Raw genomic sequence first — 12,429 nt, forward strand, 5'->3', positions numbered from 1 at the left:
CGGGCTCACCGCAGCGCGCGGATCCGGGCGGCGGTGACGGCGCGTAGTCCACCGACGACGGCCGCCATCCGGCGCGGCCGGGACACCGTGACCCGGCCCCGGTCCAGCGTCCGCAGCACCACCTCGGCGGCCTCCGCCGCGGACATCAGCAGCGGCCGGTTCGGCGCCTTGCCCATCTTGGTGTCGACGAACCCGAACCGAACCACCGACACCCGCACCCCTCTGGGCCGCAGCGCCAGCGCCAGACCCTTCAGGTACGCCGTCAGCCCCGCCTTCGACGCCGGATAGGCCGGCGCGTCCCCGGAGACCAGCACGTCGGCCAGGCTGGACAGCCCGACGAAGTGGCCCCGCCCGGCGGCGACCATCCTGGGCACCACCACCTCCACGGTGCGGGCGGCACCGAGCAGGTTGACCTCGAACGCCCGGGTCTGGGTGGCCAGGTCGGCGAGGTCGAGCGGCTCGCCGATCCCGGCGGCGTAGACACAGGCGTCGATCCGGTCGACCGGCTCGACCGCCGCGGCCAGCAGCGCCGGGTAGTCGGGGGCGGTGACGTCGGCGACGACGTGGCGGTAGCCGTCGTGGGTGACCGGGCTGTCGCGCCGGGAGACCCCGGTCACCGTCCACCCCGATTCCAGCAGCCGCCGGGTCAGCACCAGGCCGATCCCGTCGCTGTTGCCCACCAGCAGGGCGTGTCCCCTGGTCCGCGTCATCTGTTGTGCCGTCCCTCGTGGTGCGTGTGCCGTGGAACCCCGCCGGTGGCGGGCCGCCGATGCTACCGACGCGGAACCACCCGGCGCCCCGGGTCGGTCCACGGCGGACGGGTCAGGCCCGTCCCGTACGGCGGGCGCGGGCCAGCGCGGCGACGGCCGGTACGGCGGTCAGCGCGACCAGCCAGCCGGCGAGCACGTCACTGGGCCAGTGGACACCGAGCAGCACCCGGGTCGCGCCCACCACCGCCGGGGCGGCGACCGCGCCGGCCAGCACCCCGGGACGGCCCGGCGCCGGCACCTCGGACCAGGCGACCCCGGCCACCACCGCCGCGGCGAGGGTGGCGTTCGTGGCGTGGTTGGACGGGAAGGCGTATCCGTCGGCGATCCGCAGTGCCCGGTCCGGCCGGGTCCGGGCCACCCGGGCCCGGACCAGCCGGCACAGCAGGGTTCCGGCGGCCGGCGCGGCGGCCACGAAGGCGAGCGCCCGCCACCGGCGGCGCCGGGCGACGACGGCGGCGGTCGCGGTGAGCACGCCGACGACGACCCGCCCGTCACCGAGGTGGGTCAGCCGGCCGGCGGTGGTCGCGACGCCGGGGTGGCGGACGGCGAACCGGTGTGCCCGGCGGGCCAGTGCGGTGTCGGCGGTGACCAGTGCCGGCCGGCGGGTCGCGACGGCCACGGCCAGCGCGGCGAGCCCGGCGCCGGCGACCGCCGCCGCGCCGAGCATCGGACCGGCCGGCGTCGTGCGGGACGCCGCCGGACGGCCGTACCACCGGTCCCCTGTCATCACTGACCGCAACGACCGGCGCGGGCCACCGTGACGCCCGGCTACCCCGGGTGGCACCAGGTGCGCAGGCTGACCGTACGGCCCTCGGCCTCGCGGGTCACCGGCGGCTCGTCGGTCGGTGCGAAGCCGGCCGAGTGGGCCACCGCCACGCTGGCCACGTTGGCCGGGTCGATGCGCAGCACGACCCGGCGCATCCCGAGCGACCGGTGGGCGTACCCGGTCAGCAGGGTGACCGCCCGGCGGGCCAGGCCCCGGCGCCGGTGGGCGGCGCCGACCGCGTAGCCGACCTCGGCCTCGTCGGGCCCGCCGCCGGTCTGGAAGAGCAGGACCTCTCCCAGCGGGGTACGGCCGTCGGTGGTGATCGCGAGATGCAGCCCCCGGTCCTCGGCGCGGGCCCGGAACGCCTTGTCCAGGTATTTCCGCGCGGCCGTCAGGTCGAACGGCGAGCGGAGCGGGGTCCACCGGTCGACCTGCGGTTCGTCGAAGAGTTCGGACAACGCCGGCAGGTCGTCGTCGGTCCACTCGCGCAGGTGCAGCCCGTCGCCGATGATCTGCGGGTGGGGCGGAATCCGCAGGGTGCCGTGGTCGGCCGTCGTCATGGGGTGATCATGCCGGACGGGCGCCGCCCCGCCCACGCGTTTTCCGACCGTGGCGGGGTGGTTCGCCCGGTCGTGGCCGGATGCCGCGCCGGCGCCCGGCCCGGCGGCTAGGCTCGGACGGTTCATGCCACCGACCGTTCAGGAGAGCGACACGATGAGCAAGCCACAGGTCGACCCGATCCAGGGCCAGCCGCCCGCGGACCTCGTGATCGAGGACATCTCGGTCGGCGAGGGCGAAGAGGCCAAGGCCGGCCAGTCGGCGACGGTCCACTACGTCGGGGTGGCCCACTCGACCGGCCAGGAGTTCGACGCCTCGTGGAACCGGGGCGCGCCGTTCACGTTCCCGCTCGGCGGTGGCCGGGTCATCGCCGGCTGGGACCGGGGCGTCGTCGGGATGCGGGTCGGTGGCCGCCGCCGGCTGGTCATCCCGCCGCACCTGGGCTACGGCGACCGCGGCGCCGGCGGCGCCATCCGCCCGGGTGAGACGCTCATCTTCGTCGTGGACCTGCTCGACGTGAACTGAGCGCCGGCTCCCCGTCCGGTGTCTACTCGGCACCGGACGGGGTAAGCGCCGCGAACCCGACCTGGGAGCGGCGAATGGACGCACACGGTATGACCGTCGGGGTTCTCGGCTCGTACGGCGGCCGCAACCTCGGCGACGAGGCCATCCTCACCAGCCTGCTCGACGACCTGAAGGTCCGGGCGGACCGGGCCCGGATCCTGGTCTTCACCCGCGACCCCGACCAGACCCGGCGGGCGCATCCCGGCGTGGAGGCGGTCCGCTGGCAGGACAGCAACCACGACGGCCGGCTCGCCCTGCTGCGTGGCCTCGACCTGCTGGTGCTCGGCGGGGGCGGGGTGCTCTACGACACCGAGGCCCGGCGCTACCTGCGCATGGTGCGGGCCGCCCAGGAGCAGGGCGTCCCGGTGTTCACCTACGCCGTCGGGGCCGGCCCGCTCACCGAGCCGCTCGACTGCGCGATGGTCGTCGAGACGCTGAGTGCCGCGATCGAGGTGACGGTCCGCGACGAGGAGTCCAAACGGGCCCTCGAGGATGCCGGGCTCACCCGGCCGGTCACGGTCACCGCCGACCCGGCCCTGATGCTCGAACCGGAGGAGTTCGACCTCGGGATTTTGCACGGCGACCGGCTGCCGGAGCAGCGGCGGCTGATGGGGATGAGCGTACGGGAGCCGGGGCGGGCGGCGGAGAGCCTGGACCCGGCCGAATACCACCGGTTGCTCGCGCACGTCGGCGATTTCCTGGTGCACCGCTTCGACGCGCACCTGCTGTTCGTGCCGATGGAGAACCGGGACCTGCGGCACGCGCACGCGGTGCTGTCGCACATGACGGCCGCCGAGCACGGCCGCATCCTGCACGGCGACTACCGGCCCCGGCAGATCCTGGGGCTGATGGAGCACCTGGAACTGGTGGTGGGGATGCGGCTGCACTTCCTCATCTTCGCCGCGCTGGCCGGGGTGCCGGCGCTGCCGCTGCCGTACGCCGGGAAGGTGTTCGACTTCGCCCGGCAGATGGGCGCCCCGGCGCTGCTCGGCGTGGTCCGTGAGTCGGCCGGCCCGTTGCTGGCGGAGGTGGACCGGCTGTGGGACGAGCGGCCGGTGCGGTTGCCGCAGAACACCGCCCGGCTGGCGACGCTGCGGGACCGGGCGGCCTGGACCGGGGTACGCCTGGAGGCGGTGCTCGGCGAGGTGCGGGCCGGTACGGCTCGTCCGGTCGTCCGGGTGGGGTGAGACGGGGGTGAGCAGATCGGCTCAACATTTCCGGAATGCCAGGTAATCAGTCGAATGCTCGATGAGGAACCGGGTACCCGAGCATTTCAGGAAATAAGGGGGGAAAGCAATGTTTGTCATCAAGCGTTTGGGCGTGCTCTGCGCCGCCGCGGCACTCGCCCTGGCGCCGGCCGGGGCGGCAGCGGCGGTGGAGGCACCGGCGGCCCCGCCGATCGCGGCGCAGCCGTCGCAACAGGACACCCAGTTCCTGCAGACGATCCACCAGGTCAACCTGGCCGAGGTCGCGATGGGCAACCTGGCCCAGCAGAACGCCGGGAACCAGCAGGTGAAGGACGCCGGGGCGCGTTTCTCGGCGGACCACACCGAACTCGACAAGCAGGTCCAGCAGGTCGCGTCCAACCTGAACGTCAGCCTGCCCAACCAACCGACCGCCGAGCAGCAGGCGACGATGACCCAGCTCCAGGGGCTGACCGGCAACGAGTTCGACTCCGCCTGGGTGACCGCCGAACTCAACGGCCACATGCAGACGATGCAGGCCGTCGACACCGAGATCGCCCAGGGCAGCGATCCGCAGGTCGTGCAGCTGGCCCAGACCGCCCAGCCGGTGATCCAGGCACACATCGACCTGCTGGTGTCGCTGGCGCAGGGCCTGGGCATCGCGGTGCCGAGCATCACGCCGAGCCCCGGCGGCACGGTGACCCCGGCCCCCGGCGCCACCACGACCACGCCGGCCCCGGGCGGCACGCCCACCACGCCGTCGCCCGGCCGCACCTCGGTGACGCCCGGCCCGGGCGGGACCGAGACCCTGACTCCCGAGCCGGAGGTCTCGTAACCGCGAACCGTTGAACGGCCCGCCACCGGTCGCGCCGGTGGCGGGCCGTCGCGTGTGGACCGGCTACCGGCCCGGTACGTCCACCGCGATCTCGGCCCCGAGCGAGTAGCCGCCGGTGAGCCTGAGGTCGTCGCCGCTCCAGAAGCGGCCGGGGTCGTACCAGTTGGGGCGACGGCCGGGCGCGAGCAGCCCCATCGCCTCGTACGTCACCGCGACGACCTCGGCGCAGTAGGCGCTCTCCAGGTCGTTGTCGCGTACGCCCCGGCGGAACGCCGGCACCCGGCCCCGGGCCCACCGCCAGGCCAGTTGCGCGGTGGAGGGGAACGGGACGCCGTCGAGACGGGCGATGGTGCGCAGCACCGCGTCGTCCATCTCGCCGGTGACGGCCGGGTCGAGTTGGCGCAGCCAGGCGCGCTGGCCGTAGCGGCCGGCCCAGACCGAGACGGCGTCGCGCAGGTCGTGCAACTGCACCCCGCGGTGGTGGGTGCCCGACCACATGTCGGGCAGTGACCGGCCGAGTTCGGCGTGCCACATCAGCGGCGGCAGGTCGTCGAGGACGACGGCCATGCCGACGTGGTTGACCGGGCTGTTGGTGGTGAACTGGATGGCGCGGTCGGCGCCGCTGGTGCCCCGGAAGACCCAGAGGTCTCCGGTGCGGGTCAGGTTGACCGCGTCATCGAGGTTGATCGGCGTGGCGGACACGAGCCCTACCATAGGCAGATGCGTTCGTGGAAGATACTTGGGCTGGCCGGTTTCGTCGGCGTGGCGGCGTCCGGGGTGGTCATCGCGCGGGCCGAGCGGCGCCGCCGGGCATACACCCCGGAGCAGGTCCGGCAGCGGTTGCTGGAGCGACACGCGGCGGCGGCCACCCCCACACCCCCCGCCCCCGCCGAAGGCGCCTGGCCCTGACCGTCCTACCCTCCCGCGATCTTGGAGTTGTCTCCCCCTTTTGTCGGGTTCGTCGAGCGACAAGTGCAAGATCGCGGGAGAAGGTCAGAGCAGGCCGGCGGAGCGGAGCAGGGTGACCAGCCCGGCACCGTCGGGCGCCGACACCCACTTCTTGGCGAACCGGCCCGGCGAGTCGACGCCGCCGAGCTGGGGCGGCAGCATGCCGGCGATGTGTGCCGGCAGCGCGCCGGCCAGCACGACCTGGGCCGGTGACAGCCGGCGGATGGCGACCGCGGCGACGTTGTCCGGGTAGGCGGCCGCGAACTCGGCGTAGATCTCCTGGTCGTGCTGGCCGTCGTCGCCGATCAGCAGCCATTTGATGTCGGGGAACTCCTCGGCCAGCCGCACCAGGGTGGCCCGCTTGTGTTCCCGGCCGCTGCGGAACCACCGGTCGACCGTCGGACCCCAGTCGGTGAGCAGCAGCGGACCGGCCGGGTAGAGGTGCCGGCCGAGGAACCTGGTCAGCGTGGGCGCCACGTTCCACGCCCCGGTCGACAGGTAGAGCACGGGCGCGCCCGGGTGGGCGTTCACCAGCCGCTCGTAGAGCACCGCCATGCCGGGCACCGAGGCGCGGGCGTGTTCGTCGAGCACGAACGTGTTCCAGCCGGCGAGCAGCGGCCGGGGCAGCGCGGTCACCATGACGGTGTCGTCGATGTCGGAGACGATCCCGAACCGTACGGCGGGGTCCACGACGCGTACGGGGGCGTCGACCGGCTCACCGCCGGGGCTGCTCAGCCGTACGGTGTGCCAGCCCGGCTCGAGGTCGGCCCGCACGACGACGTCGACGAACCCGCCCCGGTCGGCGAGGACCTCGTGCCGCTGGTCGCCGGCCTCGATGACGACGGGGGCGGAGTTGACCGACACGGTCAGGAAGCTGCGCCAGCCGCGGACCTTCTTGGGTCGCCGCCGGGGCTTGCCGCCGGTGCGGCTGAGCAGCACCCGGCCCAGCACCCGTACCCAGCCGGGCGCGCCGTAACCGGTGTACGGCAGGACCACGACGTCCCAGCCGCGCTGGCGCAGCCGGCGCTCCATGATGTTGCGGACCGCGTCTTCGAACCGGGCGGCGCGGTGCAGGCTGGGCACGGCCGGTTCACCCACCGGGATAAGCGACACACTCCAACCCTGCCCTATGGCCATGGGTGACAAACCGCCGCCCCGCCCACCCACGGCAAAAAACGACCTTGCCCCTGTCGCCGCCCGGATCAGGTCGAACGGGCGGGTGACAGGGGCAGGATCGCGTCGGGTGGTACGGGTGCGGATCAGGCGGGCAGACCGCCGACCTGGGTGTTGATCCAGGGGCGGATCGACGACAGGTCACCGTAGATGGACGGGCCGGTCGCGCACACCGAGTTGTTGTTGCCGGCGCGGCTGGTGGCGCCGATCAGGTGCCAACGGTTGTTGATCATGCGGACCTGCGGGCCGCCGGAGTCGCCGTAGCAGGCGCCCGCGTTGCCGTTGGTGTTGTTGGTGCAGATCTCGTACGGGCCGTTGATGCCGATGCAGGCGCTGTCGGCGCGGATCGAGGTGTCCAGCTCGTGGGCGACCAGCGGGGCGCCGCCGCAGCCGGGCTGCGGGCAGGTCTGGCCCCAGCCGATGATCCGGGTCGCCGTGCCGACCGCGCCGGAGCTGGTCGGGATCGGCGCCGGGGCGTAGCTGACGGAGCTGCCGAGCTGGAAGAGCTTGACGTCGATCGTCGGGTGGTTGACCACCCGGATCACCGACACGACGACGCCGCCGCTGCTGCGGTTGACGCTGCCGACCCGTACCGTGCTCGGGCTCGGACAGTGCTTGGCGGTGACCGCCCAGTTCGCCTTGATCAGCGAGCCGGTGCAGCCCGAGACGTAGACCATGAACGAGTAGTTCTCCGAGGCGGGGCGGCCGTTCACGACGAGGGTGCCGACGTCGCCCTGCGGGCCGCTGGCCGCCTCGGTGGCGGCGTACGTGGGAGTGGCGGGCGCCGCGCTGGCCACGGCGGGTGCGGCGAGGCCGGCGGCGACGACGCCGGCCGCCAGCAGGAGACGGGCGAGCAGGACGGGTGCCTTCATCATGCTTGTCCTTGTCTGTGGGAGGACGCCGGACCGGGGGTGGATCCGGCGGCTGACCGCGTGCCGGCGCGCATCCGGCGGCCGACCGGATGCCGCGGGCGCGCATCGTTGGAGGTGAAGCACTGGGACGCCCAGGGAAAACCATATCGACACGGTGAAGAATTTCAATCTGTCTATCTATATTGATTCGCGCCCTACCCCCGTGTGATGACCGTCGACACCGGCCCGTGACGCGTAGAGCCGGCCCGTCCCGGGTATAGGCGCATCCAACGCAGGTGAGGGAGGGATCGCGGTGACGTTCGCAGCCGTCTCGGCGCACATCGAATCGGGCGCTCTCGTGATCACCCTTTGTGGACCGCTGACCGTGCCCGCGGTGGCCGCCACCCGGCGGGCGCTGGCCTGGTGCGTCGCCCACCGGCCACCGGCCGTGCTGGTCGACTGTGCCCGGGTGGCCACCGGCCGGCGTACGACCGCGACGGTGCTGACCGCCGCGATGGCGCGTACGGCGAGCCAGTGCGGCACCCGGCTGGCGCTGTGCACCCCCACCCGCCGGGTGGGCGGCCTGCTGCGCCGGGCCCGGCACGCCCCGTTCCGGATCTACGGCGGTCTCGGCGCGGCGCTGCGCGAACTGCGGCCGCACCACGTACCGGCCGGCACCCGGCGGGCCCACCTGCGGCTGGAGCCACAGCCGGACGCACCGGCCGCCGCCCGCCGGCTGCTGCGGGCCAAGTGCGCCGAATGGGGCCTCGACCAGGTCGTCGACCCCGGCCAGATGATCGTCTCCGAACTCGTCGCCAACGCGGTCGAGCACGCCGGCACGCCGATCGACCTGACGCTCAGCCACGCCGGCCGCAAGCTGCGGATCGCCGTCGCCGACCGCTCGCCGGCCCACCCGGCCTTCCCCGGGCCCGAACCGGCCCCCCGGGACCCGGCGGCCGGCCTGTCGATCCGCGGCCGGGGACTGGGGCTGGTCAGCCTCGACGCCGACGGCTGCGGCGTGGTGACCGGACCGGACGGCAAGATCGTGTGGGCGAGCGTGACGACGCCGGCCCGGGTCCGGGTGGCCGGCCTGCGGCGCTGGCACCCGGCATCCCTGTCCGGCCAGCCGCGACGCGTCCCCCGCTACCGCACCGCCTGACCCCGCGGTCAGGTTGGCGGACCCGCCCGCGCGGGTAAGGAACCGGCCATGGGCGCAACCGGAAAGCCACGCCGCGTCGCCGTCGTCGCGCACGCGAAGAAGACCCTCGACGGCGGTCTCGACGAGCTACGCAAGCTGATCGCCGACGAGGACGTCGACGAACTCCTCTGGTACGAGGTACCCAAGAGCCGCAAGGCCCCGAAGAAGGCCCGCAAGGCGGCCGAGGCCGGCGCCGACCTGGTGTTCGTGTGGGGCGGCGACGGCACCGTGCAGCGCTGCCTCGACGCGCTCGCCGGCACCGGCACCACCGCCGCGATCGTGCCCGCCGGCACCGCCAACCTACTGGCGTCCAATCTGGACATCCCGCGCGACCTGGCCGAGGCGGTCCGGATCGGCTTCCGTGGCGACCGCCGCGACCTCGACCTCGGGCGGGTCAACGGCGAGCACTTCGCCGTCATGGCCGGCGCCGGCTTCGACGCCGCGATGATCGGCGAGGCCGACCGCGACCTGAAGGATCGGGTGGGCCGGCTGGCGTACGTCTGGACCGGCCTGCGCCACATGCGCGACGGCGCGGTCGGGGTACGGATCCGGGTCGACGGCACCGGTTGGTTCGACGGGAAGGCGAGCTGTGTCCTGATCGGCAACGTCGGCACCATCACCGGCGGCATCGAGGCGTTCGACGACGCGCGGCCCGACGACGGCTGGCTCGAGGTCGGCGTCGCCACCGCCGACGGCGCGGTGCAGTGGGCCCGTACCCTCGGCCGGATGGCGGCCGGCCGCTCCGACCGGTCCCCGTTCGTCCGCATCACCCGGGCGAAGAAGATCGACGTACGGTTCGCCGAGCCGGTGACGTACGAACTGGACGGTGGCGAGCGGGGCACCACCCGCCGGCTCAAGACGAAGGTCCGGCCGGGCGCGGTGACGGTGTGCGTGCCACGCCCCGAGCCGGCCTGAGCCCCGGCCCGACCGGCGCCGCCCCCGCGGCCAGGACCCGGGTGGGGGTGTAGCTGGCCCCACCCGGGTCGGCAGCTTTCCGTATACCCTCCCGACCCGCCCGGTCCATACCATCGACGCATGACAGCGATCGAGGTACGCAACCTCCACAAACAGTACGGCGACCGGGTCGCCGTGCGCGACGTGTCGTTCGCCGTCGAGGAGGGCGAGATCTTCGGAATCGTCGGCCCGAACGGCGCCGGCAAGACCACCACGGTCGAGTGCGTGACCGGCCTGCGGCGCCCCGACGGCGGCTCCGTCTCGGTGCTCGGCCTCGACCCGGTCCGGGACCACCAACGGGTCAGCGAACTCGTCGGCGCGCAGCTGCAGGAGAGCGCCCTGCCCGACCGGCTGCGGGTCGGCGAGGCGCTGGAACTGTTCGCGTCGTTCTACGCGTCGCCGGCCGACCCGGCCCGGCTCATCGACGAGCTGGGGCTGGCCGACAAGCGGCGGACCCCGTACGCCAAGCTGTCCGGCGGGCAGAAGCAGCGGCTGTCGATCGCCCTGGCCCTGGTCGGCAACCCCCGCATCGCCGTACTCGACGAGCTGACCACCGGGCTGGACCCGCAGGCCCGCCAGGACACCTGGCGGCTGATCGAGCAGGTCCGCGACCGGGGCGTCACCGTGCTGCTGGTCACCCACTTCATGGCCGAGGCCGCCCACCTGTGCGACCGGGTGGCGGTGATCCGCGACGGCGAGGTCGTCGCGCTGGACACCCCGCACGGGCTGACCGGCGGTGTGGAGTCCGGCCAGCGCCTCGGCTTCCGCCCGGACCGCGACTTCGACGAGCGGCTGCTCGCCGACCTGCCCGGGGTGACCTCGGTCCGCCGGCAGGACGGCGAGGTGCTGGTCACCGGCACCGGTGACCTGGTGTCGGTCGTGCTCGTCGAGCTGACCCGGCGCGGCGTGGTGCCGACCACCGTCCAGCTGAGCCAGCCCAGCCTCGACGACGCGTACCTGGCCCTCATCGGCGGATCCGCGCGGCAGGAGGAGACGGCATGAACACCCGACTGGTACGCACCGAACTGCGGCTCTTCCTGCGCGAGCCGGCCTCGGTCGGCTTCGGGCTCGCGATGGCCCCGCTGATCCTGGTGATCCTGGGCTGCGTCCCAGCGTTCCGGGAGGTCAACGAGGACCTCGGCGGCCTGCGGGTGATCGACCTCTATGTGCCGATCATCATGCTGATGGCGATCGCGATGATGGCGGTGAACGCGCTGCCGAGCGAACTGGTCACCCGCCGGGAACGCGGGGTGCTGCGCCGGCTGTCGACGACCCCGGTGAAGGCGTCGGCGATGCTGTCCGCCCAGATCGTGGTGCACCTGCTGCTGACGGCCTGCACCGTCGCGGTCATCCTCGCCCTCGGCCGGCTGGTCTTCGACGTCCGGATCCCGCAGAACCCGGCCGGCTTCCTGCTGGCACTGGTGCTGAGCACGTTGGCGCTGTTCTCGATCGGGATGTTGATCTCGGGCCTGTTCCGCACCAGCCGGGGTGCGCAGGGGGTGGGCACCCTGCTCTTCTTCCCGATGCTGTTCTTCGCCGGGCTGTGGGTGCCGCGCGAGGCGATGCCGGACCTGCTCAACCGGATCGGCGACTTCACCCCGCTGGGCGCCGGCGCGCAGGCGCTGCGGGACACCTCCGACGGGGGCTGGCCGTCCGCGCTGCACCTGGTGGTGCTGCTCGCGTACGTGATCGGTGTCTCGGCCGCCGCGGTCCGGACGTTCCGCTGGCAGTAGGGGCAGGTGCGGGGGGCGGGCCGGGCGGGGCCCGCCCCCGCCTCGTCAGGGTGCCACCGGCACCGCCCGAGTACGGCGCCGCAGCAGGCCGTAGCGGGGGGCGAACAGCCAGGTGCCGACGAAGACCGCGCTCAGCGTCAGCACGATCAGCCCGCCGGCGGCCAGGTTCAGGTGGTACGACAGGTAGAGGCCGGTGACCGCGCAGACCGCGCCGATCCCGGCCGAAAGCGACATCATCACGCCCAGCCGGTCGGTCAGCATCCGGGCGGTCGCCGCCGGGGTGATCAGCAGCGCCAGCACCAGGATGTTGCCGACCGCCTGCAACGAGATCACGATGGCCACCGTCACCATCACGTACAGCGCGGTGTCCAGCCAGAAGACCGGCAGCCCGGACGCCGCGGCCGTCTCCCGGTCCAGGCTGACCGTCACCAGTTCCCTGCGCAGCGCCAGGACCGCCGCGACCAGCAGCCCGCCGACCACCGCCACGGTCACCACGTCGGCGTCGGACAGGCCGAGGATCTGTCCGAACAGGAACGACGCCAGGTCGCCGGTGTAGCTGCTCCGGGTGCTGACCAGCACGATGCCCAGCCCGAAGGCGAAGGCGAAGAACACCCCGATCACGGCGTCCTCCTTCAGCCGCCGGTTCTGGGCCACGACGGCCACGGTCAGCGCGGTCGCCACCCCGGCCACCGCCCCGGCGACCGCCAGGTTGACCTGGAGGACATAGCCGACGGCCACCCCGGGGAACACCGCGTGGGCGACCGCGTCGCCGATGAACGCCATGCCGCGCAGCACGACGAAACTGCCCACGACCGCGCACACCACGCTGGCGAGCACCGCCACGACGAACGCCCGCTGCATGAACACGTGCTGCCAGGGTTCGGTGAGCGCCTCG

The 12,429-nt window shown here is 73.4% G+C and carries 15 protein-coding genes; 8 read left to right on the forward strand and 7 right to left on the reverse strand.

Features of this window, described 5'->3' with window-relative positions; genetic code table 11:
* Window positions 1-5: 5 nt before the first annotated feature.
* The 3 genes from QCD66_RS25490 to QCD66_RS25500 all read right to left on the reverse strand — a co-directional run bounded on the left by QCD66_RS25490 (window position 6) and on the right by QCD66_RS25500 (window position 2,096).
* Complete coding sequence (locus tag QCD66_RS25490) at window positions 6-710, reverse strand: SDR family NAD(P)-dependent oxidoreductase (RefSeq protein WP_375737094.1); 705 nt, start codon at window positions 708-710, stop codon at window positions 6-8.
* A 112-nt stretch (window positions 711-822) separates the two neighbouring features.
* The gene (locus tag QCD66_RS25495; protein WP_407566808.1) at window positions 823-1,497 is read right to left on the reverse strand and encodes a phosphatase PAP2 family protein; all 675 of its coding nucleotides are present in this window, start codon (window positions 1,495-1,497) and stop codon (window positions 823-825) included.
* Between the two features lie 41 nt (window positions 1,498-1,538).
* Window positions 1,539-2,096, reverse strand: coding sequence for a GNAT family N-acetyltransferase (locus QCD66_RS25500; protein ID WP_375736807.1), 558 nt, complete (start codon window positions 2,094-2,096; stop codon window positions 1,539-1,541).
* A gap of 154 nt (window positions 2,097-2,250) precedes the next feature.
* Between QCD66_RS25500 and QCD66_RS25505 the strand changes: the two genes are divergently transcribed.
* The 3 genes from QCD66_RS25505 to QCD66_RS25515 all read left to right on the forward strand — a co-directional run bounded on the left by QCD66_RS25505 (window position 2,251) and on the right by QCD66_RS25515 (window position 4,677).
* On the forward strand, window positions 2,251-2,619 hold the full coding sequence (locus QCD66_RS25505) for an FKBP-type peptidyl-prolyl cis-trans isomerase (RefSeq protein ID WP_364214071.1): 369 nt from the start codon (window positions 2,251-2,253) through the stop codon (window positions 2,617-2,619).
* Window positions 2,620-2,693: 74 nt separating this feature from the next.
* Window positions 2,694-3,845 (forward strand): polysaccharide pyruvyl transferase family protein, encoded by a 1,152-nt coding sequence (locus QCD66_RS25510; protein ID WP_375736808.1) that lies wholly within the window; start codon window positions 2,694-2,696, stop codon window positions 3,843-3,845.
* A gap of 109 nt (window positions 3,846-3,954) precedes the next feature.
* Window positions 3,955-4,677, forward strand: a complete 723-nt coding sequence (locus QCD66_RS25515; protein WP_364214065.1) for a DUF4142 domain-containing protein — start codon at window positions 3,955-3,957, stop codon at window positions 4,675-4,677.
* Window positions 4,678-4,740: 63 nt separating this feature from the next.
* On the opposite strand, the gene QCD66_RS25520 is transcribed toward QCD66_RS25515, so the two are convergent.
* Window positions 4,741-5,379, reverse strand: coding sequence for a hypothetical protein (locus QCD66_RS25520; protein ID WP_364214062.1), 639 nt, complete (start codon window positions 5,377-5,379; stop codon window positions 4,741-4,743).
* A gap of 18 nt (window positions 5,380-5,397) precedes the next feature.
* On the opposite strand from QCD66_RS25520, the gene QCD66_RS25525 reads away from it, so the two are divergent.
* Window positions 5,398-5,586: a hypothetical protein gene (locus QCD66_RS25525; RefSeq protein ID WP_375736809.1), complete on the forward strand. Its 189-nt coding sequence runs from the start codon at window positions 5,398-5,400 to the stop codon at window positions 5,584-5,586.
* A gap of 84 nt (window positions 5,587-5,670) precedes the next feature.
* On the opposite strand, the gene QCD66_RS25530 is transcribed toward QCD66_RS25525, so the two are convergent.
* Window positions 5,671-6,762 (reverse strand): App1 family protein, encoded by a 1,092-nt coding sequence (locus QCD66_RS25530; RefSeq protein ID WP_375736810.1) that lies wholly within the window; start codon window positions 6,760-6,762, stop codon window positions 5,671-5,673.
* A 122-nt stretch (window positions 6,763-6,884) separates the two neighbouring features.
* Window positions 6,885-7,670 (reverse strand): trypsin-like serine protease, encoded by a 786-nt coding sequence (locus QCD66_RS25535; protein ID WP_375736811.1) that lies wholly within the window; start codon window positions 7,668-7,670, stop codon window positions 6,885-6,887.
* 292 nt (window positions 7,671-7,962) lie between these two features.
* Here QCD66_RS25535 and QCD66_RS25540 point away from each other — a divergent pair, with 292 nt between their 5' ends.
* The 4 genes from QCD66_RS25540 (at window position 7,963) to QCD66_RS25555 (ending at window position 11,534) form a co-directional block, all read left to right on the forward strand.
* Window positions 7,963-8,808: an ATP-binding protein gene (locus QCD66_RS25540; protein WP_375736812.1), complete on the forward strand. Its 846-nt coding sequence runs from the start codon at window positions 7,963-7,965 to the stop codon at window positions 8,806-8,808.
* Between the two features lie 48 nt (window positions 8,809-8,856).
* Complete coding sequence (locus QCD66_RS25545; RefSeq protein WP_375736813.1) at window positions 8,857-9,762, forward strand: diacylglycerol/lipid kinase family protein; 906 nt, start codon at window positions 8,857-8,859, stop codon at window positions 9,760-9,762.
* Between the two features lie 120 nt (window positions 9,763-9,882).
* The gene (locus QCD66_RS25550) at window positions 9,883-10,803 is read left to right on the forward strand and encodes an ABC transporter ATP-binding protein (protein WP_375736814.1); all 921 of its coding nucleotides are present in this window, start codon (window positions 9,883-9,885) and stop codon (window positions 10,801-10,803) included.
* Window positions 10,800-11,534 carry an ABC transporter permease gene (locus QCD66_RS25555; protein WP_375736815.1) on the forward strand — a complete coding sequence of 245 codons (735 nt, stop codon included), beginning with the start codon at window positions 10,800-10,802 and terminating at the stop codon, window positions 11,532-11,534. Before QCD66_RS25550 ends, QCD66_RS25555 begins: the two co-directional genes overlap by 4 nt.
* 45 nt (window positions 11,535-11,579) lie before the next feature.
* On the opposite strand, the gene QCD66_RS25560 is transcribed toward QCD66_RS25555, so the two are convergent.
* The gene (locus QCD66_RS25560) at window positions 11,580-12,395 is read right to left on the reverse strand and encodes an anchored repeat-type ABC transporter permease subunit (RefSeq protein WP_375736817.1); all 816 of its coding nucleotides are present in this window, start codon (window positions 12,393-12,395) and stop codon (window positions 11,580-11,582) included.
* Window positions 12,396-12,429 lie beyond the last annotated feature (34 nt).

This window comes from Polymorphospora sp. A560, from assembly GCF_045781765.1.
Taxonomy (GTDB): Bacteria; Actinomycetota; Actinomycetes; order Mycobacteriales; family Micromonosporaceae; genus Polymorphospora; species Polymorphospora lycopeni.